The organism is Acinetobacter sp. V89_4 (genome assembly GCF_029967875.1).
Lineage (GTDB): Bacteria > Pseudomonadota > Gammaproteobacteria > Pseudomonadales > Moraxellaceae > Acinetobacter > Acinetobacter oleivorans.
Window position 1 is genome coordinate 44,255 of sequence record NZ_JASCAI010000023.1, and the last position, 20,875, is coordinate 65,129.

A 20,875-nucleotide genomic window follows, 5' to 3' on the forward strand; every position below is an offset into this window, starting at 1 on the left:
AGATATTGTGACGAAATTGTAGACAAAAGAGAAATAGATTATGACGGATGCAACTGCTGGCAAGATCCCTCACGTTCTGGTCATTATGGATGGTGTTGGTCACCGTGAAGCGACTGAAGATAATGCCTTTCTTGCAGCAAAAACACCGAATTTGGCAGCAATGACCGCAAAGCATCCAAATAGTCTAATTTCTGGTTCTGGCGAAGATGTTGGTTTACCTGATGGACAAATGGGTAATTCCGAAGTTGGTCATATGAACCTTGGCGCAGGCCGTGTGTTATATCAAGACTTTACGCGTATTACTAAAGATATTCGTACTGGCGACTTTTTTAAACATGAAGTGTTGATCGACGCTGTTGAAAAAGCCAAAGCTGCTAATGGCGCTGTTCATATTATGGGCTTGCTCTCAGAAGGTGGTGTCCATTCACATGAAGACCATATTGTGGCGATGTGTGAGCTTGCATTAAAACGCGGTGCAAAAGTTTATTTACATGCTTTCCTTGATGGTCGTGATACACCTCCACGTAGTGCTCAGCCATCTTTAGAAAAATTAGATGCATTATTTGCTCAATATCCAGGTCAGGGCCGTATTGCGACCATGATTGGCCGCTACTTTGCAATGGACCGCGACAACCGTTGGGATCGCGTTGAACAAGCTTATCGCTTGTTAACTGAAGGCGAAGCACTTCGTACTGCACAAACAGCAGTGGAAGGATTAGAGTTAGCTTATGCAGCCAATGAAAACGATGAGTTTGTAAAAGCGACTCGCATTGGTGATATTGCTAAAGTACAAGATGGCGATAGCGTTGTATTTATGAATTTCCGTGCTGACCGAGCTCGTGAAATTACTCGTGCATTTGTAGAGAAAGACTTTGCAGGCTTCGAGCGTAAAGTTGTACCAAATCTTTCTAAATTTGTGATGCTTACACGTTATCAGGCTAGCATTGATGCGCCAGTTGCATACATGCCAGAAGCTCTCAAAAATTCATTGGGTGAATATTTATCTTCTCTTGGAAAAACTCAGTTACGCATTGCCGAAACTGAAAAATATGCTCATGTAACATTCTTCTTTAGTGGTGGGCGTGAAGATGAATATCCAGGTGAGAAACGTATTTTAATTCCATCTCCAAACGTTGCGACATATGATCTTAAGCCTGAAATGAGTGCTTATGAAGTAACTGATGAATTGGTTAAAGCCATTAATTCTGGTGAATACGATTTATTGGTTGTGAACTATGCCAATGGTGATATGGTAGGCCATACAGGTATTTTTGATGCGGCTGTTAAAGCAGTTGAAGCGGTTGATACTTGTTTAGGTCGTGTCTATGAGGCAGTTATGGCGAAAAAAGGCCACATGCTCATTACTGCTGACCATGGTAACGTTGAACAAATGCAAGACTACGAGAGTGGTCAAGTTCATACTCAACATACAACGGAACTTGTACCGTTTATCTATGTTGGCCCAACACAAGCAACAATTGCAGAAGGCGGTGTGCTTGCCGATGTAGCACCAACGATTCTCAATTTAATGCAGATTCCTGTTCCTGCCGAAATGCAAGGACGTAACCTGATTACATTATCTGCATAAACCAAAGGTGATTGGATGCTGCAACACATTAAATATAAAAAACTTATTGTAAGTATGTTGCTGTGTTGCAGCCAATTTGCTTTTGCGGCGCCAGTTGTAAAAGAGAAATTGTCACCTTTGCATTCTGATTCAGAAGAACCGGAACATAGCTATGCAGAGGTGCCGATCGAATCGATTCAACAGTTTGTACAAATCTATGGAATCGTTCGAGATAACTATGTCGATGTGAAGTCTGACGATGCCTTATTTCAACAAGCCATTAAAGGGTTAGTGAGTGGGCTAGATCGTTATTCACGTTATTTGTCGGCAGAAGAATATCGTCAACTCATTCAATATACCGAAGGTGACCTTGCCTCGGTTGATTTTGCTTTAAGCCCTGAATTGCATCTCCATAAATGGATTATTCGTGATCTTAAAACGGGTTCAGACTCATACAAATTAGGTCTGAGAAATGGTCAGATGATTCTCAAGATTGATAATCAAGATCTAAAAAACTTAAATCAAGATCAGGTGCTCGGACTGCTTTATGGTTCTATCGGAAGTACGCTTCAAGTACAAGCAGAAGAGTTAAGTGGAAACATTAACTTAGTTCGTAATAAAAAAATAGAAACCGATATCGAACCTGTAATGCTACATAATCAGGTTTTAGTACTAAAAATTAGAGTATTCCAGCAAGATACGGCTAATGAAATTAAACGGTTAATTGAAGAAAATAGTTCACCACGTTTAAAAGCCGTTTTAATCGATTTGCGCAATAATCCGGGTGGATTGTTATCAGCAGCAGTTGAGTCAGCAGATTTATTTTTAAATAATGGAATTATTGTTTCAACCAAAAGCCGCTCGGAAGGTAACCAGCAATTTCAGGCTTTGCCCGGCAATGAATTTCAGAATATCAAATTAGGTATATTAATTAATCATCGCTCTGCATCGGCAGCCGAAGTTTTTACTGCGGCCATGAAAGAACACCAGCGTGCATGGGTCATGGGTGAAAAAAGTTATGGAAAAGGCGTAGTGCAAAAGCTATTTCCTTTGCCAAGTGGTGCGGCACTACAAATGACGGTCTCACACTATTACACGCCAAATGGCAATATGATTGAAGGGCAAGGTATTCAGCCTAATCAGACCTATCCTATGCCCCCAGAAATGAAAGAAGACGTCTATTTAGATCGCGTTGCAGATTTATTTCTAAAGAAAAAGTAGTTTTATACTTCTTCTCCCAATTCGGTATCTAAGCCAAACTTTTTCAGTCGATAGCGTAAAGAACGAAAAGTCATTCCTAGCTTTTTAGCTGCTAATGTTCGGTTCCAATGTGTCATGTCCAATGCGTTCAATAGAAGATCTTTTTCAATATTTTCTAAGTAGCGTTCTAAACCTTCCAGTGGTAATTTTGGCCGAGTCTGAGCTATCGCAGTTGACGTGTCATTCACTGGTTGAGTGGTGATTTGAGAGTTAACGCTACTGCTTCTAAGAAGAGGTGCTAGATGTGTTAAATCAATAAATTTATCATCACTTAAGGTAATAGCTCGTTCAATCATATTTCTTAATTCACGAACATTACCCGGAAAATCTTGCTGCAATAAATAAGTTTCACCAGTTGTAGTTAATTGTTTGCTTGGAATTTCCCATTCCATACAAACTTTTTGAATAAAATGATTGGCTAATAACAAAATATCACCACCGCGCTCACGTAGTGGGGGCAACATGATATCCATCACATGAATACGGAAAAATAAGTCCTGACGGAATTTACCTTGTCGGACTAACAAATCTAAATCTTGGTGGCTGGCACTGATTACTCGAAAATCAACATCAATTTCCTGATCTGAACCTACTGGGCGAATTTTTTTCTCTTGCACTGCCCGAAGCAATTTAACCTGCATACTTAATGGCAATTCGGCAATTTCATCTAAAAATAAACTGCCGCCATGAGCAGACAAAATAAGGCCTTGTTTGTCTTGGGTCGCTCCAGTAAAACTTCCTTTTTTATGTCCAAAAAGTTCACTTTCCATGAGCTCGGTTGGGATGGCTCCACAGTTAATCGCAATAAACGGGCCTTCGCTGCGATTACTCAAGCGGTGAATAAGATTAGCAACAACCTCTTTACCTGTACCAGATTCGCCTGTAACAAACACAGGAGCTTGAGAGCGGGCTATTTTTTTAATAGCTGTCCGTAAGTTTTGTATTGGGGGAGAACGACCAATTAATAGGTCATTTTCCAAAGTTGTTTCACCAAACTCATGTTCTGGTTTTGGCTGGTTAAGCGCTTTTTTTAATAACTGATCTAAATGAATTTGGTTAATAGGTTTACTTACAAAGTCAAAAGCTCCTGCTTTTAACGCTGCAATTGCAATATCCATATTGCCGTATGCAGTTAAAACTGCAATTGGTGTGTGTGGGTAAGTTTGAGAAACGTGTTTAACCAATTCTAAACCGCTACCATCGGGTAGGTTTAAATCGGTTAAACATGCATCGTAATGAAACTGAGTAAAGAGTTGTTTGGCCTGTTCAACCCGATAAGCAAGATGTGTTTTAATCCCCATTCGTGCAAGAGTCATTTGCATTAAAAGGCACAAATCTTCTTCATCGTCTACAAGCAAAACCAGTGGTTGCTGTTCTGCCATTTCCCCAAAAACCTAATAAAAAAATCAATATATTATTGGGCATTCCATTCGGAAGCATGCCCCTTGTTTTTGCTCTACATAAGTGAGCTTTGCATGGTTTGCCTCACAAAAACTATGAGACAAATATAATCCTAAACCAGTTCCATTAATTTCGGTACTAAAAAATGGTTTAAATAATTGAGATATATCACGTTTTGAAACCCCTTCGCCGTAATCGATCACATCAATATAAATTTTATTTGTCTGTGAATGAATGTTGATCAGAACATGGGGTGAATCGGGTGCATTATGTCGTAAAGCATTTCTGACAAGGTTAATGAGCACCTGCCTAAGTTGTTTCTCGTCAAATAATAATTTTAAGGATGAATCGGAAATTTTAAGCTGTATAGAATGTTTAACATCTAAAAGATCTTCGTCTAATAACGTCTTTATGAAATTGTTTAATTCAATCTGGATTGGGTAAGTTCTTTCGCTGCTGGCCAGTCCTAATGTGTCTTGAACAATACTATCGATGCGCTTTGTTTGCTTACCAATCATACGACGTAAAGTATTTTGCTGTTCTAAATCACTATCTTTAAGTAATTCATTTGCCTGAACAATGGCTGCTAGGGGATTACGGATTTCATGTGCAATGCTGGCTGAAAGTTGCCCTAAAGCAGCAAGTTTGAGTTGTTGAGCTTGCTGATTAATTTGCTGTGCATCTTGTAAGATGAGTAGTGTCAATGCTTGTTGCGGCACCACAAGATGTTGCACTTTAATATTAATAGAATACGCCGACAGCCGAGACTCAAAAATAAATCGATCGCCTTCTTGCAGGTTATCAAACTTAAGAATTTCAAATAAATCGGGGTGCCATTTCGCTAAAGGATATTTTTCACTAGCAAATTGAGGAGGAATCCCTAACAGAGAGCAGGCAGCCGGATTACTTAAAACAATGTCATAGTTTTCATCTAGAACCAAATAGCCTTCTTCAATTTGTTCCAAAATATAGCGGTTAATATTTTGTAGTTGATAGAGTTCTATGGATTGGTGGAAAGTCAGTGCTTCAAGTAGTTTAAAGCGCTGTACCGCAATTTGCCCAATGCCATGCACCACAAAAAATAAGAAGGCTAATAAGGCACTATTGCCAATTGTATTTAGATTATTGTAGTCAAATAAACTACCGACAAAGCGTTGGTAAATAACGGCAATGACCGCAAGTAATGTAATGAGTAAAGACATTCTTGCGCTGAGTAAAATTGCCGAGGTAAATATAGCAATAACATACAGCAAGCTGAGTTGTAGATTTGGTTCACCTACAGAAAATGTAAGTAAACTCAGGCAGATAACATCAACTACAAAAAATAAAATAAGCTGCTTTGTTGCCTGAGTTGCAACAAACTTAAAACACAAAAGCTGAAGAAGGCTTAATATGGAATAGCCAAGCAGTGTGTAAGAATATAATGTGGGTTGTTGTAGACTATTGTCGATTTGAGCATCGGTTAAAACCAAAATAATATTGAGGCTAACCGCAATAATAAGACGATATAAACCATACCACGTGCCCAAACGAAAAATCGTATTGGACAACGATGAGTTTAAGGGAAATTGCATATAAGTTTGATTATGGTTTGATCAGACCATACCGGATCGCAAGATGAGTTAGTTTAACGTCACTATCGATGGCGAGTTTTTCAAAAATACGGTAGCGGTAAGTATTTACTGTTTTGACACTTACAAAAAGTTTGTCCGCAATTTCTTGAGCGCTAATACAATTTACAACCATCATTGCAACTTGCATTTCTCGTTCAGATAAAGCGTCAAAAGGTGATTGCTGCGTGTCAGATAGATAGGAACTCGCCAACTGCTCAGCAATATCGGCACTGAAGTATTTGCCGCCTTGCATGACTTTGTTGATTGCCCGAACCATTTCTGTAATTGGAGCACCTTTAGTGATATAGCCTTTAGCTCCTGCTTTAAGCAGAAGAGAAGGGTATGGTTCTTCTGATAAACCACTTACAGCAATAACTTTTGTGTCTGGTGCGGTTTGTAGTAAACGACGTGTCGTTTCTACGCCCCCGATGCCTGGCATGTTGACATCAAGCAACACAACTTGAGGATGTTTCTGACGAACAATAGCAATTGCTTCTTCACCCGATTCGGCTTGTCCAATGACCTCTACATCGGCATGATCTTCTAACATACGGCAAATGCCTGTACGTACAAGTTCATGGTCATCCACAACTAAAACTGTAATCAAGAAGACCTCCTTTCTTTCAAAAAACAAGTTTTTTGTTACATAAAGCAAAATTAGCTTGCAATGGAATGACAAAATTAGCAATCCTATTCTTATATAGTGAGCGAATAGTTGTGCACAATTGTGTCGGTAAAAGCGTTATACCTTATACCTCAAATGTAAGGCATAATTATAGTAAGCGCAAATGTGTATCACCCTGAGTCGAGTATTGTGCCGTGAAAAATTCTAAAAAGTCTTTAATACATGTGCTAAGCATGTCTATTTTGCTTAGTTTGAGTTCAACAAGCTTTGCAGAACTCGTCAATAACCCGTCCTCAGGGAGTACTGGCACTGCAAATTTAAATTGGTCTTCAGCTGACGTTAGTCAACTGTTGAATGATGAAGATGATGAGCCGACTATTCAAGGATCAACATCTGTAACTACAACTTTACGTGGTAGTAATGCACCTAAAGTTATAGCATCTGCTCCTAAGCTTGCTCCAATTCGTGATACGAGTGGTTACAATGCTCAGCCGAGCGTAAGTGCTCGAGCTGCGTTAGTGATGGATGCGCAAACGGGTGAAGTGCTGTTTAGTAAAAACACCAATGCTTCTGTGCCAATTGCGTCTATTACCAAGTTGATGACAGCAGTGGTAACGGCAGATGCTCGTTTGAACATGTCAGAAGAAATTATGCTTGAGCAAATTGATTTTGCTGGGGCAAACGGTAAAAATTCAAGTTCAACACTTCGTGTTGGCGACAAAATGAACCGTGCAGAAGTATTGTTGTTTGCTTTGATGAAGTCTGAAAATCCCGCAGCGGCAGCTTTAGCGCGTACTTATCCGGGTGGTCGTCCTGCATTCGTAGCGGCGATGAACGCTAAAGCACGTGCTTTAGGTATGAATGCAACCCATTATTATGAGTCAACTGGTTTAGATCCACGCAATGTATCTTCTGCGCGTGACTTAGGGATTTTAGCGAGTACAGCTTCTCAATATGGTTTGATTCGCCAATTCTCAACTACACCGACCTATGACTTTAACTTGGGTTATCGTGTGTTGAAATCTAATAATACCAACGCTTTAGTACGTAATGGTGGTTGGAATATTAACTTGTCTAAAACAGGTTATATTAATGAAGCAGGTCGCTGTGTTGTCATGCATACGACTGTAAACTCGCGTCCAGCAGTGATTGTATTACTTGGCGAGCCAAGTACGCAGGCACGTAATAACGATGCAACTAACCTATTAGGTTGGTTAAGTAATTTACCGAAACGTATTTAATTTAAATATTCTAAAAACGCTTCTATCAAGAAGCGTTTTTTTATGGCTATAAAAAAGACATAAAAAAACGGCTGTGTTGAACAGCCGTTTTTTGAAAACTCAGATTTTACATATTAGATAAAATCGAATCTTTTACTTGGCTCATTGTCGCATCAATTGACAACATCACTGCATCAGCACATTGTTTGATTGCAGTGTCAGGATCTTTCAAGCCGTTACCAGTTACTGTACATACAATTACAGAACCTTCAGCAATCTTACCTGCTTTAATATCGCGAATCGCACCGCCAATAGAAGCAGCAGATGCTGGCTCAACAAATACACCTTCATACATAGAAAGTAAGCGTTGAGCTTCTAAAATTTCGCTGTCTTGAAGTTCATCGAACCAGCCTTTAGAGTCACGTACTACAGCTTTTGCATGGTTCCAGCTTTGTGGATTACCAATACGAATTGCAGTTGCAACTGTTTCTGGGTTTTCAACTGGAGCACCACGTAAGAATGGAGCTGCGCCAGAAGCTTGGTAACCAACCATTGTTGGTAAACCTTCAGGTTTTGGACCAGTGAATTGATCAGTAGCTGCATCATAAATCACTTGTTCAAACTGATCAGCAGGTTGGTTTGCTACAGCTTCGGTATAACCCATCCAGTGAGCAGTGATGTTACCTGCATTACCAACAGGTAAGCAGTGATAATCAGGTGCGCGGCCTAAAGCTTCAACGATTTCATAAGCAATGGTTTTTTGACCTTGCAAACGGTAAGGGTTGATTGAGTTTACAATTGTTACAGGTGCTTGATCAGCAACTTCTTTTACAAGACGCATACCATCATCGAAGTTACCACGAATTTGCATAGTGATTGCACCATACATCATCGCTTGCGCCATTTTACCCATTGCAATTTTGCCTTCTGGAATCAAAACAAATGCTTTGATACCTGCGCGTGCAGCATAAGCAGCAGCAGCAGCAGAAGTGTTACCCGTAGATGCACAGATAATCGCTTTAGAGCCTTCTTCAACCGCTTTGGTTACAGCCATGGTCATACCACGGTCTTTAAATGAACCAGTTGGGTTTAAGCCCTCATATTTCACATAAATTTCAACATCTTTGCCAATAATACGTGGAATATTCTCAAGTTTAATGAGTGGGGTGTTGCCTTCACCCAAAGAGATAGCACGAGTAGTTGCCGAAACTGGCAAACGGTCACGATAACGATCTACAAGACCAGTATAACGATTGGCATTAGACATGATGGTGTTCCAATTAGAGGTGAAGCGGGAGAGGGAATCTTTCCCTCAACCTGATTAACTATCGAGCGATTCTAAACGAATTCTTACGATTTCGCCACGAATAGCAGGTAATGCTTGGATTTGTGCAAGAGCCTCATCCATTTTAGATTCAACGATTGGATCGGTCAGAATCACGATTGGAATAAGGTCTTTTAAACGGGATTGTTGCATGATGGCATCAATACTAATTCCAGCGCGGCTTAAGATGGTAGTAACATCTGCAAGTACGCCAGTTTGATCTTCTGCATTTAAGCGGATGTAATAACCAGTGGTCATTTCTTCACGGCTTAAAATTGGCACATTTGTTAATGCTTCAAAAGCCAACTGAGGAATTGTTCCTGCACCGTCTTCGGTATAAGAGATGTCACGAACAATATCAATTACATCGGCAACAACAGCAGAAGCTGTTGGACCAGCACCCGCACCAGCACCGTAATAGAGCGTTGGGCCTACAGCATGCGCTTGAACTAAAACAGCATTTTTAACGCCGTTTACATTCGCAATAAGCTGTTCATCTGGAATGAGCGTTGGGTGAACACGTAGTTCAATACCCTTTTCAGCGCGACGTGCAATTCCTAGGTGTTTAATGCGGAAACCAAGTTCTTCTGCATATTTCACATCTTGTGCAGTGATTTTACTAATACCTTCGGTATAGACCTTATCAAACTGAAGAGGAATACCAAACGCACAAGACGCTAAAATTGTAAGCTTGTGCGCAGCATCAATACCTTCAACGTCAAAAGTTGGGTCTGCTTCTGCATAACCGAGTTCTTGAGCTTCTTTTAATACATCATCAAATGCACGGCCTTTCTCACGCATTTCAGTGAGAATAAAGTTACCTGTACCATTAATGATGCCTGCCAACCATTCAATATGGTTTGCAGCAAGGCCTTCGCGGATGACTTTAATAATTGGAATACCGCCAGCAACTGCTGCTTCATAAGCAATTTGCACAGCATTGTCTTCTGCTGCTTTAAATAATTCATTGCCATGTTCAGCGAGTAACGCTTTATTTGCAGTCACGACTTGTTTGCCGTGTTTGATCGCTTCCATGATAACTTCGTAAGCAGGGTGGATCCCACCCATAACTTCTACAACTACATCAACGTCTGGTTGACGAACGATGTCAAGTAAATCGGCGCTTTGTTTAATCCCTTCCAATTCAAGATCTGGACGAGGGCGGCGTGTTCCAACGTGGGTAATTTGAATTTCTCGACCGGTGCGACGTTTAATTTCAGCGGCATTTTCTTGTAGTAGTTTAAGGGCTCCTCCACCTACGGTTCCTAGACCGAGTATTGCCAGGCGAACTGGTTTCACGTCACACTCCATTCATCATTTAATCATTTAGTTGAAGCTAGATCATAGCTAAAAAAAACGCCAGACTCTAGCGCTTTTAGTGCCTGTTCAATGAATTAGAGTGCGATGTTTGGAAAAGAAGAGTAGATCAGTCTTTAAACACAGGTAGTTAAAGCATTATTTATTGAAAAAACAAAGCGCTGCAATGAGAGCAGCGCTTTTTGTAAGAGATAGATGATTAATCATTCATCAACTTTAAGTAGATTATTTATCCAGACGTTTAATTAATTCATCTGGTGTTAGATATCCACCTAAGTACTCGCCATCAACACTATAAATAGCAGGTGTACCATTTACACCCATGTTTAAGCCAAGTTGATATTGTTCACGAACAGGGTTTTTACATTGAGCAGGCGGAATATTGACACCTTGTACAGCTTGGCTAAAGGCAGCTTTACGATCTGCACTACACCATACAGCTTCCATGGTCGGCATAAATTGCTCGCCACGTGGCCAAGCGATATAGCGTACTTCAATACCCTTTTCATTAATTTCAGGTATGTGCTCATGTAGTTTATGGCAATAAGGACAGCTTGCATCGGTAAACACATAAATCACATGTTTAGCTTTACCGCCTTTCGCTGGGTAAACAATCAAATCTTCATTTTTTAACGCAGCAAGATGCTTTTTATTTTCCGAAGCTTGAAGATTATCTCCAATATTATGAAGCTCTTTGCCTCCTAATCGGATTACATCACCCTGAATTAAATATTTTCCATCACTGGTTGTATAAATTGATGTCATTCCTTCAAGATTTACCCAATACAAATTAGGAACTTCTGTCGGCTTAATATCTAAAATTTTGGCGTTGATATTTGCATTCTTAAATTGTTTCTGCAAAGTTTCGATCAAACGCTGCTTATCATTACGTTCGATAATGGTTGAAGCTTCCCCAGTAGCAGGTGCAGTCGCTGTGAGCGCATCTTCTTTTTGTGGTTTGTTTTCTTTAGAACAAGCACTGAACAAAAGGCTAGATGCCAGAGTGCAGGCAAGAAAAATTTGAGAGCGGGTAAAAGACATAGATAACCCTTATTTCATCAGTATTTATAGTCAGAAGCTGCTAAGCATAACAAAAAATCTAATGTGTATTGTTAAAACTTTCTTAACCTTTGTGAACGAAATCAAACGATTGATATGAAATACTTGCCTAGAGCTTTAAAGCTTTATCATCCTCTAGGGTGATGTTTTTCATGTAATTGTTGCATTCGTACTTGTGCAACATGCGTATAGATTTGTGTTGTAGATAAATCGCTATGACCCAGTAACATTTGCACTACACGTAAGTCAGCGCCGTGATTGAGCAAGTGTGTCGCAAAGGCGTGACGTAAGGTGTGAGGTGAGAGTTCAGCTTGAATATTGGCTTGAAGCGCGTAGCGTTTAATAGCATACCAAAAGTTCTGACGGCTCATAATTCCGCCATGTTGAGTTAAAAAGAGATAGTCAGTTGAGCTTTTATAGAGCTGAGGCCGAGCATTATGCAAATAGCGTTCTACCCATTCACAAGCGAATTGTCCTAATGGAACTAAACGTTCTTTATTGCCTTTACCTGTAACACGTAAGTAGCCTTGCTTTAAATTAATGAGCTCTAATCGCAAGTTAAGTAGTTCTGAAACACGTAAACCACAGGCGTAAAGTACTTCAAACATTGCTCGATCACGTAAGCCAAGTGCTGTATTGATATCGGGTGCTTGAATCAGTGTTTCAACATCTTCTTCAGATAGATCTTTGGGTAAGGCTCGTCCAATTTTTGGAGAATGGTGAGTTGCTACAGGATTATCGCTTCGTAATTTCTGTTCACGTAAAAATTTGTAAAACTGGCGTAGAGCAGATAAGCAGCGAGCAATCGAGCGGGGGCTTTTTCCTGCTTTTGTCAGTTCAATTAGAACATCAGCGATATCATCACTTGTCCACTGTGGAAGAGCTGTTTTTTTATGAAGTTCACTGCATTGAATGAGGTCAGATAAATAAGCATTTCGTGTATGTGGACTCACTGTCTGTGCAACTAAGTAGTCGCGAAAACCTTGTAAAAAGCTTAAATGTTCAGGAATTTGAACTGGGCTTGGAATACGCGGTTTTTTATTCAACATACATTAGATCCTCTAAACCACTGTACTTTAAAAGAAACTTTAAGGTTTGTCGATTAAACTGAATAAGAAGTGAAATTTAACCTTATTTGGTAATTATTCTCATTTATATGTATACTAGAAAAAAAGGTTTAGGATCGGATGCGGTGCGTTTATCAGCTTTAAAAGTGAAGCAAGCGGCGACCATCACCAAAGTGAATCGGATAGAAGTAGAGTCCGAGCAGCAAGATTTGGTCGCAATTCGTTTGGAAAGTCTGGGCTTTGTACCAGGCACACGAGTGGAAGTGATTACCAAGGGTATTTTTGGTGGTGATCCGATCTTGATCCAAATTGGCTTTACTCGTTTCGCTTTACGTAAAGCAGAAGCGGAAAAAATTGAAATTTTAGTAGAAGAAGGAGTACCCGCATGAGTGATGCGTTACGTATTGCCCTTGTGGGAAACCCGAACTGTGGTAAAACCTCTCTTTTCAACCATTTAACTGGAACTCGACAAAAAGTTGCAAACTATGCGGGCGTAACTGTTGAGCGTAAAGTAGGTCATTTTCAGTTACCGTCAGGTCGAGCAGTGCGTGTACTCGATTTACCGGGTACATATAGTCTAAATGCAACTAGTCCTGATGAAGTTATTACCCGTGACGTTTGTTTGGGTAAGATTGCAGAAGAAGGGCAGCAAGATGCATTTTTGTGTGTGGTTGATGCCACTAACTTAAAATTGCATTTAGGACTGGTGCTTGAAATGATCGGGCTAGGCCGTCCGATTTTACTTGTACTCAATATGATGGATGAAGCGCGTCGTCGTGGCATCCAAATTAATACTCAAAAGTTATCTCAACGTTTGGGTGTGCCCGTTGTTGAAACAGTTGCTGTTCGTAATGCGGGTATTGAAAATTTATTACATGCCCTTGATCAAGAAAAATACAGTGTGCCACAAACTGAATTGAGTGGTTTAACTGGGACTCATCATCAAAAAATCGATATGATTTTTAAAGATGTTGTTCATTATGTTGAGCAGGGTGATAAGCGTACTGATTTTCTAGATCGAATTTTCTTGCATCCAGTTTTAGGCCTGCTTAGCCTTGCGCTCATGATGTTTATTGTGTTCCAAGCAGTTTTTGCATGGGCAGCTCCATTCATGGATGGCATTGAAGGTTTCTTCGGCTGGTTGGGGAAAGTAATCGGAAGCGTGATTACACAGCCCCTACTACATAGTTTGGTTGTTGACGGAATTATCGCAGGTGCTGGTGGCGTAGTGGTGTTCTTGCCACAAATTCTGATCTTGTTCTTCTTCATTTTAGTATTAGAAGAATCTGGCTATTTACCGCGTGCAGCATTTTTACTTGATAAATTAATGTTTCAAGCTGGTTTAAGTGGACGAGCTTTCATTCCTTTACTTTCAAGCTTTGCCTGTGCAGTACCGGGTATTATGGCAACGCGTAGTATTAGTGACCCTCGTGATCGCTTTACAACCATTATGGTTGCGCCATTAATGACTTGTTCGGCACGTTTACCTGTATATGCCTTGCTGATTGCTGCATTTATTCCAGAGAAAATGGTCTGGGGTATTTTCAACCTACAAGGTCTGGTGCTATTCGGTCTATATATGGCTGGTATTGTGAGTGCGCTTTGTGTTTCATTTTTAATGAAATTCTTCCAAAAAGATAAGTCTCAACATGCCTTATTGCTAGAGCTGCCGAGTTATCGTTTCCCTGATTTAAAAAGTGTGGGAATCGGTTTACTGGACCGTGCAAAGATCTTCTTGAAACGCGTCGGCGGAATCATTTTTGCCCTCTCTATTTTGCTATGGTTTTTGTGTACTTTCCCACAACCACCAGAAGGGGCGACATTACCAGCTATAGATTATAGTTTTGCCGGTATGCTCGGACACCTTATCCAACCTTTATTTGCTCCAATTGGTTTTAACTGGCAAATCTGTATTGCTTTGATTCCAGCTATGGCCGCACGTGAAGTTGTGGTTGCAGCATTAGGTACAGTTTATGCCTTGTCTGCAACGAGTGACGATGCTGTAGCTCAAGGTTTGTCACATCTGATTAGTGCAGATGGCACAGGTTGGTCTTTGGCAACAGGATTATCGCTTTTAGTGTGGTTCATTTATGCCCCACATTGTTTGGCTACGTTGGCAACAGTGCGACGTGAAACAGGTTCATGGAAACATGTTGCTGCCATGACTGCATATCTATTCGGTTTGGCTTATTTGGCATCGTTTGTTACCTATCAAATTGCTTCCCACTATTGGGGTTAAGGCAAGAAAGGAGGTTGTATATGATTCAATATCTGATTATTGCGGTTGTAGTGAGTTGGAGTGCGGTTGTTGTTTTTAAGAAAGTATTTCCAAAAACAGCAAATTCAGTCTTTTCTTCACTCTCTGTATTTTGTGAAAAGCAGGGTTGGACAACCTTGGCAAAATGGCTTAAACCAAAAATGACCTTTGGCTGTGCTGGTGGCTGTGGTTGTTCAAGCGAAGATAAACCTACGAATACAGTTCAAGAAATCAAGCCGATTAAATGGCAATAAATTTAGTATTTCCTGTTTCGTTTAAAAAGCCATCATATTGATGGCTTTTTTACGCACTGACACAAAAAAAGATGAATAAAGTTCAAACTGAAAAAGCATTCAAAACAGCAAAGTGCTAACATTTTTGCCATTCTGTCGATTGATAAATTGTGGGGCAAAAATGTTAATACAACGTGGTGGATTAAAAGTTGTCGCAGGCTTAGGAATATCAGGTGTATCTGCTGTTAATTTCCTGCATGAACAAGGCTACCAAGTTGCAGTAACGGACTCTCGTCCAACCCCTCCTGGTCATGACCAGATTCCAGCTGGCGTTAAAACCAGTTTTGGTCAACTTGACCAAGAATTATTATTACAAGCAGAAGAAATTATTTTAAGCCCAGGCCTTGCACCGCAATTACCAGAAATTCAGGCAGCTATTGCTCAAGGGATTTCAGTAGTAGGCGACATTCAACTATTACGCCGTGCGACCGAAGTGCCTATTGTGGCTATTACAGGTTCTAATGCCAAAAGTACAGTAACGACTTTAATTGGTTTAATGGCTAAAGATGCGGGTAAAAAAGTTGCTGTGGGTGGTAACCTAGGACGCCCAGCTCTAGACTTACTAAAGGACCAACCAGAGTTGCTTGTACTTGAGTTATCAAGTTTTCAGTTGGAAACCACCTCACATTTAAATGCTGAGGTTGCTGTGGTTCTTAACATGAGTGAAGATCATCTAGATCGTCATGGCGATATGTGGGGTTATCACCAAGCAAAACACCGTATTTTTCAAGGCGTTAAAAAAGTTATATTTAACCGTGATGATGCTTTAAGTCGCCCTCTTGTTCCAGATACCACACCAATGCAAAGCTTTGGCCTAAATGCACCAGACTTAAATCAATATGGTGTTTTAAGAGAGGGTGATGGCACGCTTTGGCTTGCACGTGGTTTGCAGCGTTTAATTAAAAGCTCAGATTTATATATTCAAGGCATGCACAACGTAGCCAATGCTTTAGCTTGTTTGGCATTAGGTGAAGCAATTGGTTTGCCTATGGAATCTATGCTTGAAACGTTAAAACAATTTAAAGGATTAGAGCACCGCTGTGAGTATGTGAGAACTGTACATGATGTACGTTATTATAATGACTCTAAAGGGACTAACGTTGGTGCTACACTTGCAGCAATTGACGGTTTAGGTGCTGCAATTGAGGTTAAAAAAGGTAAGGTTGCCTTGATTTTAGGTGGGCAGGGTAAAGGTCAAGATTTTGCTCCATTACGTTCTTCTATCGAAAAATATGCCAAAGTTGTGGTATTGATTGGTGAAGATGCTGCAGTTATTGAACAAGCAATTCAGGGTGCAACCAAAATTTTGCATGCAGCAACACTCAAAGAAGCTGTAGAGCTGTGTCAACGTGAAACACAAGCTGAAGATGTGGTGTTGTTATCACCAGCCTGTGCAAGTTTTGATATGTTTAAAAGTTATAATGATCGTGGTCAGCAGTTTGTTGCCTGCGTCAATTCGTTGGTTTAAAGAAAACATGATTAGGAATGTAGTATGGCAGGCTTAGCTCAGACCACAATCCAGAAAATCAATCATTGGTATGAACGGATATTGCCTAAATGGCCAGCGGAAGTGACGCCACGTAATGTCCTGATTTTCTGTGTCGTTGCATTGTTGTGTATCGGTTCCGTGATGGTGGCGTCTGCTTCGATGCCCTATGCTGAATATATGCATGAAAACCCGTTTCACTATGTGATTCGTCATGGTATTTCGATTGTCGCTGCGGCTGTGGTGGCATATTTGACCTATCGGATATCACTCAATACGTGGTTTAAAAATACTTTCCCGCTGTGGCTGTTGACCATGGTTCTGCTACTTGCTGCTTTGGTGGTAGGTTCAGAAGTGAACGGTTCTACACGTTGGATTAAGATCGGTGGCTTTACCTTACAGCCAACCGAGGTTGCCAAAGTCATGATGGCAATCTTTACCGCAGACTACGTTGTGCGCCGTGCCAAAGAGGTTCGTACTCATTGGAAAGGCTTATTACGTTTAAGTGGGGTTATGGCAATTACGGTTGGTTTGATTATTGCTGAGCCTGACTTGGGTGCTACGATCGTAATTGTATTGATGATGGTCGGGGTATTCTTTTTAGCTGGTGCACCGCCGACACAGTTCTTAATTATGTTAGGTGCGATTGTAACCGGTATCGTATTTTTGATTTTGTTTGAACCATATCGTTTCCAGCGTTTGATTTCGTTTACTGACCCATGGGCAGATCCATTAGGGGTGGGGTATCAGTTATCAAATGCATTAATGGCCTTTGGCCGTGGTGAGTGGTTTGGTACAGGCTTAGGACATAGTGTCCAAAAGTTATCTTATTTACCTGAAGCGCATACTGACTTTATGTTGGCGGTGTTAGGTGAAGAGTTTGGTTTCTTTGGTATTTCGATTGTCATTGGTTTGTCTTTCTTGATGTTGGCATGCTGTATCAAAATTGGTCATCGTGCATTGAAACATCATTACCTTCGCGCAGGCTATTTGGCTTACGGTATCAGTATTATTTTCTTACTCCAGATTTTGGTAAATGCGGGCATGAATATGGGTTTGATGCCGACTAAAGGTTTGACGCTGCCATTTATTAGTTATGGTGGTACATCTTTAATGATGTGTGCTGCGATGATTAGCTTGATCTTAAAGATCGATGCTTCAACCCAAGAAGTGAACCCAGAAAGGGAAGAATCAAACTTCTAGTTGAACTTTTAGGCATGAGAAAACCCGATTTGATATCGGGTTTTTTTATTTATAGATATCTTCCGCTGAGCTCTTGTCCATGTGGAATTAAATCTATATTCCACTGTGCTACTGCCTGCTTGAGCATCACTTCGGGGCTGTCTAAATCAACGTTAGGTTGTCCCAGTGCTTGTATGGCTTGTTGTAGCAATTCAGGCGCTTTAGATAAATCGAGTGCTTGAGCAAGGTTTTGCTTAGAGAGCTTTTGCCCCTGATCATTCATGGCGAGAGGGAGGTGCATATAGCTCAGTTTAGGGTACCCTAAAAGCTCGCCAAGCCAGATCTGACGTTCGGTGTTATCTAATAGGTCTGAGCCTCGAACGACATGGGTAATGCCTTGCAGATAATCATCCACGACGACAGCAAGTTGATAGTTAATAATCCCATCACGACGTTTAAGAACAAAGTCTCCAAGGTCATGTTGTAGATTAGAACAATGAAGTCCTTGCAGTCGGTCATCAAAACAGATCTGTTGATCTTTAACTTTTACACGAATTGCTTGGTCTTTAAAATCAAGATTGAGATTGCGGCATGTGCCTACATAGATTGCATTTGAACCCAGCATTTTGCGTGTACATTGACAAGCATAGATTAGACCCTCTTTTTTAAGTTGATCTAATACACTCTCGTAAATGTCTAAACGGTTTTTTTGAAAGATGATTTCTGCATCGGGTTCGAACTGGAAGGCTTCCAGTGAGGTGAGGATATGCTCTTCACTGCCCGGATAAATACGAGGGATATCTGTGTCTTCGATACGAACCAGCCATTTGCCTTGGTGAGCTTTAGCATCACAATAACTGGCGACAGCGGTAATGAGTGATCCAAAATGCAAAGGGCCGGTTGGCGAGGGCGCAAACCGACCTGAGTATGAAAAGCTAGGCTTTTCTTGAGTAGCTACAGCGGTCATATTAACCGTTATTTTGCTTCTCTTTAATTTCTGCCAAAGTTTTGCAGTCAATACATAACGTTGCAGTTGGACGTGCTTCTAAACGACGTAAACCGATTTCGATACCACATGTTTCACAGAAACCGTAGTCTTCGTTTTTAATTGCTTCCATAGATTGTTCGATTTTACGAATTAACTTACGTTCACGGTCACGTGTACGCAATTCAATTGCAAACTCTTCTTCTTGGGTGGCACGGTCATTTACATCTGGCAATGCAGTTGATTCGTCTTGCATCGTATTCAACGTACGATCAACTTCAGACATTAATTCAGCTTTCCATGCTTGCAGAATTTGTCGGAAATGCTCGAGCTGTCCTTCAGACATGTACTCTTCATTTTTCTTAGGTTGATAAGGTGCAATACCAAATAAACTTGCAGTTGTGCCTATGTCAGAAGTTTTAGGTTTCACTTTACGTGCACGTTTTGCAGAAGCTTTGTCACCTTCCACTACAACTTCTGTATGTTCATCCAAAACTTGGTTGTGGTTGTCATTCGCCATAATAGGGCATTCCTCATCATACACGTATTATCTATACGCAAAAAATATGGTGATATGCAAGTGTTTTTATAGAAAACCATCGATGGGATTTTCCCATCGGGTCGTCATCATATAGATTTTTCCTGCAAGATGATAGTCATTCCGTCCCGTAAATATTTTCAAAACGTGTTTACCCTAGTCATAATTGCATATAAGCATATATAAAATAGAGCTAATAGCCTGAAATATTGGTATTTATAAGGCCCTGAAAATTTTCAAGACGGAAGACTTCTGTTTCAAAACTACCATCGTTTTTTAGACGAATGTAACGGTAGCCGGGAGCATTTTGGTCTAGGGCAAACTCATTACTAAACGGTTTAAACTGAACGCTTGTTGAGGGGGTTGAGAAAAATTCGATCCCTTGCCAAGTGTTTAGTGAGTCTTGGTGAACGTGCCCGCAGATTAAAGCTTTTACATTTTTAAATGGAGCTAATGTGATAAGCAAAGCATTAGAGTTTTGTAACTTGTGATGATCAATCCATTTAGATTTCATTGCAAAAGGATGATGATGACAAGCCAATAAAACAGGGTTATCTGAAAATTCTTCGAGTAGTGCCGCTAAATTTTGTAGTTGTTCTGGCGACAGGTGCCCATTAATCTGACCTTTTACTGCACTATTTAATAAAATAACGCGCCAGTTTCCTAAACAAATGACCACAGGTTCCTGATGATTTTCTTTATGTAATGGAAAATGATCAACGTTATCATGATTGCCCAGTGTCTGGAAAAATGGCAGACCTAACGTTTGCATATATTGAATATAACGTTTGTAGGTAATGGGCGTTGGTGCTTGAGCCAAATCTCCAGTGTGGATGATGGCATCAGCTTCAGGATGTTTTTTCAGGATCTGTTGAATAATGGCATGAAAACTTTCTTCAGGATTCATCCCCACAAATTCTAAGTGTGGATACTCCAATAAGTGGGTATCGGTAATTTGTATAATGACATGGTCTTTTTGTGAAAGTGTTGAGACTTGAAAAGTCACCGTCCTACCTCGTCGGATTTTATTATCGTTGTGATGTGTTGAGATAGCCATTGTAACGCCATAATGACAGGGGCATTTCTCAAACGTCCTTGACTCAATAATGTTGATATTTCGCTGTAGTCAAACAGGTGTAAAAGAATATTTTCACCTTCATCAGGCATGCCAAAAACCCCGCCTTTTGATGGTAAGTTTGTTTCAGCAGCATATAAGTGAAATAGTTCTGAACACGCCCCAGCAGATGGATAAAAGCTAAATAGATGATGTAAATAATTAACTGTGCATCCTGACTCTTCAAGTGTTTCACGGCGAATACAGCTCTCCGGCGTTTCATCTCCATCTAATACACCAGCAATTACTTCCAATTGCCACGGCGAATCGGGATCATTAATTGCACCTACACGAAATTGTTCAATCAGCGCAAACTGTTGTCTTTGATCGTTGTAGAGTAGAACGCCAGCCGCTTCAGGCCGATGAATGAGTTCACGTTGTAATACATGAGTATATTCAGTTTGATTAAATAGACGATGTCGAAGGCTGACTTTTTCAACTTGAATAAAACCACGGAATAGAGATTCACGTGATGTTACTTCGACATCTTTAGATGTATAACTTGGACGTTCAACAATACTCATGATTCGATCAGGACGAAATCTATTTATTTCATCCTAACCGAGA

At 40.4% G+C, this 20,875-nt stretch carries 19 protein-coding genes; 8 read left to right on the forward strand and 11 right to left on the reverse strand.

What is annotated here, in order from left to right:
* Positions 1–40: 40 nt before the first annotated feature.
* Complete coding sequence (gene gpmI, locus QLG01_RS10255; protein WP_049838283.1) at positions 41–1,588, forward strand: 2,3-bisphosphoglycerate-independent phosphoglycerate mutase; 1,548 nt, start codon at positions 41–43, stop codon at positions 1,586–1,588.
* 15 nt (positions 1,589–1,603) lie between these two features.
* The gene (locus QLG01_RS10260; protein WP_282496388.1) at positions 1,604–2,788 is read left to right on the forward strand and encodes a S41 family peptidase; all 1,185 of its coding nucleotides are present in this window, start codon (positions 1,604–1,606) and stop codon (positions 2,786–2,788) included.
* Between the two features lie 2 nt (positions 2,789–2,790).
* On the opposite strand, the gene QLG01_RS10265 is transcribed toward QLG01_RS10260, so the two are convergent.
* From QLG01_RS10265 to QLG01_RS10275, 3 genes are read right to left on the reverse strand one after another with little or no spacing between them, the layout of a single operon-like run.
* Positions 2,791–4,209: a sigma-54 dependent transcriptional regulator gene (locus QLG01_RS10265; protein ID WP_282496389.1), complete on the reverse strand. Its 1,419-nt coding sequence runs from the start codon at positions 4,207–4,209 to the stop codon at positions 2,791–2,793.
* 24 nt (positions 4,210–4,233) lie between these two features.
* On the reverse strand, positions 4,234–5,802 hold the full coding sequence (locus tag QLG01_RS10270) for a PAS domain-containing sensor histidine kinase (RefSeq protein ID WP_282496390.1): 1,569 nt from the start codon (positions 5,800–5,802) through the stop codon (positions 4,234–4,236).
* Positions 5,803–5,812: 10 nt separating this feature from the next.
* Positions 5,813–6,448, reverse strand: coding sequence for a response regulator (locus QLG01_RS10275; protein ID WP_003654436.1), 636 nt, complete (start codon positions 6,446–6,448; stop codon positions 5,813–5,815).
* Positions 6,449–6,660: 212 nt separating this feature from the next.
* Here QLG01_RS10275 and pbpG point away from each other — a divergent pair, with 212 nt between their 5' ends.
* Positions 6,661–7,707, forward strand: a complete 1,047-nt coding sequence (gene pbpG / locus QLG01_RS10280) for a D-alanyl-D-alanine endopeptidase PBP7/8 (protein WP_147306163.1) — start codon at positions 6,661–6,663, stop codon at positions 7,705–7,707.
* A 106-nt stretch (positions 7,708–7,813) separates the two neighbouring features.
* Here pbpG and thrC read toward each other — a convergent pair whose 3' ends face one another.
* The 4 genes from thrC to xerD form a co-directional block, all read right to left on the reverse strand.
* The gene (gene thrC, locus QLG01_RS10285) at positions 7,814–8,953 is read right to left on the reverse strand and encodes a threonine synthase (protein WP_003654438.1); all 1,140 of its coding nucleotides are present in this window, start codon (positions 8,951–8,953) and stop codon (positions 7,814–7,816) included.
* 54 nt (positions 8,954–9,007) lie between these two features.
* Positions 9,008–10,309: a homoserine dehydrogenase gene (locus tag QLG01_RS10290; RefSeq protein ID WP_005301642.1), complete on the reverse strand. Its 1,302-nt coding sequence runs from the start codon at positions 10,307–10,309 to the stop codon at positions 9,008–9,010.
* Positions 10,310–10,552: 243 nt separating this feature from the next.
* The gene (locus tag QLG01_RS10295) at positions 10,553–11,368 is read right to left on the reverse strand and encodes a DsbC family protein (RefSeq protein WP_013199128.1); all 816 of its coding nucleotides are present in this window, start codon (positions 11,366–11,368) and stop codon (positions 10,553–10,555) included.
* Positions 11,369–11,514: 146 nt separating this feature from the next.
* Positions 11,515–12,435, reverse strand: coding sequence for a site-specific tyrosine recombinase XerD (gene xerD, locus QLG01_RS10300; protein ID WP_282496391.1), 921 nt, complete (start codon positions 12,433–12,435; stop codon positions 11,515–11,517).
* 143 nt (positions 12,436–12,578) lie between these two features.
* Between xerD and QLG01_RS10305 the strand changes: the two genes are divergently transcribed.
* The 5 genes from QLG01_RS10305 to ftsW all read left to right on the forward strand — a co-directional run bounded on the left by QLG01_RS10305 (position 12,579) and on the right by ftsW (position 17,692).
* Complete coding sequence (locus QLG01_RS10305) at positions 12,579–12,842, forward strand: FeoA family protein (protein WP_013199126.1); 264 nt, start codon at positions 12,579–12,581, stop codon at positions 12,840–12,842.
* Complete coding sequence (locus QLG01_RS10310) at positions 12,839–14,692, forward strand: ferrous iron transporter B (RefSeq protein WP_282496392.1); 1,854 nt, start codon at positions 12,839–12,841, stop codon at positions 14,690–14,692. The genes QLG01_RS10305 and QLG01_RS10310 overlap by 4 nt, the downstream gene beginning before the upstream one ends.
* A 20-nt stretch (positions 14,693–14,712) precedes the next feature.
* Positions 14,713–14,964 (forward strand): DUF6587 family protein, encoded by a 252-nt coding sequence (locus QLG01_RS10315; RefSeq protein WP_013199125.1) that lies wholly within the window; start codon positions 14,713–14,715, stop codon positions 14,962–14,964.
* 160 nt (positions 14,965–15,124) lie between these two features.
* Positions 15,125–16,471, forward strand: a complete 1,347-nt coding sequence (gene murD, locus QLG01_RS10320) for a UDP-N-acetylmuramoyl-L-alanine--D-glutamate ligase (protein ID WP_282496393.1) — start codon at positions 15,125–15,127, stop codon at positions 16,469–16,471.
* Positions 16,472–16,495: 24 nt separating this feature from the next.
* Positions 16,496–17,692, forward strand: a complete 1,197-nt coding sequence (gene ftsW / locus QLG01_RS10325; protein WP_004795141.1) for a putative lipid II flippase FtsW — start codon at positions 16,496–16,498, stop codon at positions 17,690–17,692.
* 49 nt (positions 17,693–17,741) lie between these two features.
* Here ftsW and gluQRS read toward each other — a convergent pair whose 3' ends face one another.
* From gluQRS to QLG01_RS10345, 4 genes are all read right to left on the reverse strand, one after another.
* The gene (gluQRS, locus tag QLG01_RS10330; protein WP_282496394.1) at positions 17,742–18,638 is read right to left on the reverse strand and encodes a tRNA glutamyl-Q(34) synthetase GluQRS; all 897 of its coding nucleotides are present in this window, start codon (positions 18,636–18,638) and stop codon (positions 17,742–17,744) included.
* Position 18,639: 1 nt separating this feature from the next.
* Complete coding sequence (gene dksA, locus QLG01_RS10335; RefSeq protein WP_002121205.1) at positions 18,640–19,176, reverse strand: RNA polymerase-binding protein DksA; 537 nt, start codon at positions 19,174–19,176, stop codon at positions 18,640–18,642.
* 211 nt (positions 19,177–19,387) lie between these two features.
* Positions 19,388–20,200, reverse strand: a complete 813-nt coding sequence (gene cpdA / locus QLG01_RS10340; RefSeq protein WP_282496395.1) for a 3',5'-cyclic-AMP phosphodiesterase — start codon at positions 20,198–20,200, stop codon at positions 19,388–19,390.
* Positions 20,197–20,832: an NUDIX domain-containing protein gene (locus QLG01_RS10345; RefSeq protein WP_013199122.1), complete on the reverse strand. Its 636-nt coding sequence runs from the start codon at positions 20,830–20,832 to the stop codon at positions 20,197–20,199. The genes cpdA and QLG01_RS10345 overlap by 4 nt, the downstream gene beginning before the upstream one ends.
* Between the last annotated feature and the right edge of the window lie 43 nt (positions 20,833–20,875).

Excerpts from the sequence above, each read along its gene's own strand:
- QLG01_RS10315 (WP_013199125.1), top strand. The coding sequence starts at position 14,713 with ATGATTCAATATCTGATTATTGCGGTTGTAGTGAGTTGGAGTGCGGTT.
- QLG01_RS10345 (WP_013199122.1), bottom strand. The coding sequence starts at position 20,832 with ATGAGTATTGTTGAACGTCCAAGTTATACATCTAAAGATGTCGAAGTA.
- thrC (WP_003654438.1), bottom strand. The coding sequence starts at position 8,953 with ATGTCTAATGCCAATCGTTATACTGGTCTTGTAGATCGTTATCGTGAC.
- dksA (WP_002121205.1), bottom strand. The coding sequence starts at position 19,176 with ATGGCGAATGACAACCACAACCAAGTTTTGGATGAACATACAGAAGTT.
- xerD (WP_282496391.1), bottom strand. The coding sequence starts at position 12,435 with ATGTTGAATAAAAAACCGCGTATTCCAAGCCCAGTTCAAATTCCTGAA.
- QLG01_RS10270 (WP_282496390.1), bottom strand. The coding sequence starts at position 5,802 with ATGCAATTTCCCTTAAACTCATCGTTGTCCAATACGATTTTTCGTTTG.
- ftsW (WP_004795141.1), top strand. The coding sequence starts at position 16,496 with ATGGCAGGCTTAGCTCAGACCACAATCCAGAAAATCAATCATTGGTAT.
- QLG01_RS10265 (WP_282496389.1), bottom strand. The coding sequence starts at position 4,209 with ATGGCAGAACAGCAACCACTGGTTTTGCTTGTAGACGATGAAGAAGAT.
- gluQRS (WP_282496394.1), bottom strand. The coding sequence starts at position 18,638 with ATGACCGCTGTAGCTACTCAAGAAAAGCCTAGCTTTTCATACTCAGGT.
- QLG01_RS10295 (WP_013199128.1), bottom strand. The coding sequence starts at position 11,368 with ATGTCTTTTACCCGCTCTCAAATTTTTCTTGCCTGCACTCTGGCATCT.
- murD (WP_282496393.1), top strand. The coding sequence starts at position 15,125 with ATGTTAATACAACGTGGTGGATTAAAAGTTGTCGCAGGCTTAGGAATA.
- QLG01_RS10260 (WP_282496388.1), top strand. The coding sequence starts at position 1,604 with ATGCTGCAACACATTAAATATAAAAAACTTATTGTAAGTATGTTGCTG.
- gpmI (WP_049838283.1), top strand. The coding sequence starts at position 41 with ATGACGGATGCAACTGCTGGCAAGATCCCTCACGTTCTGGTCATTATG.
- QLG01_RS10310 (WP_282496392.1), top strand. The coding sequence starts at position 12,839 with ATGAGTGATGCGTTACGTATTGCCCTTGTGGGAAACCCGAACTGTGGT.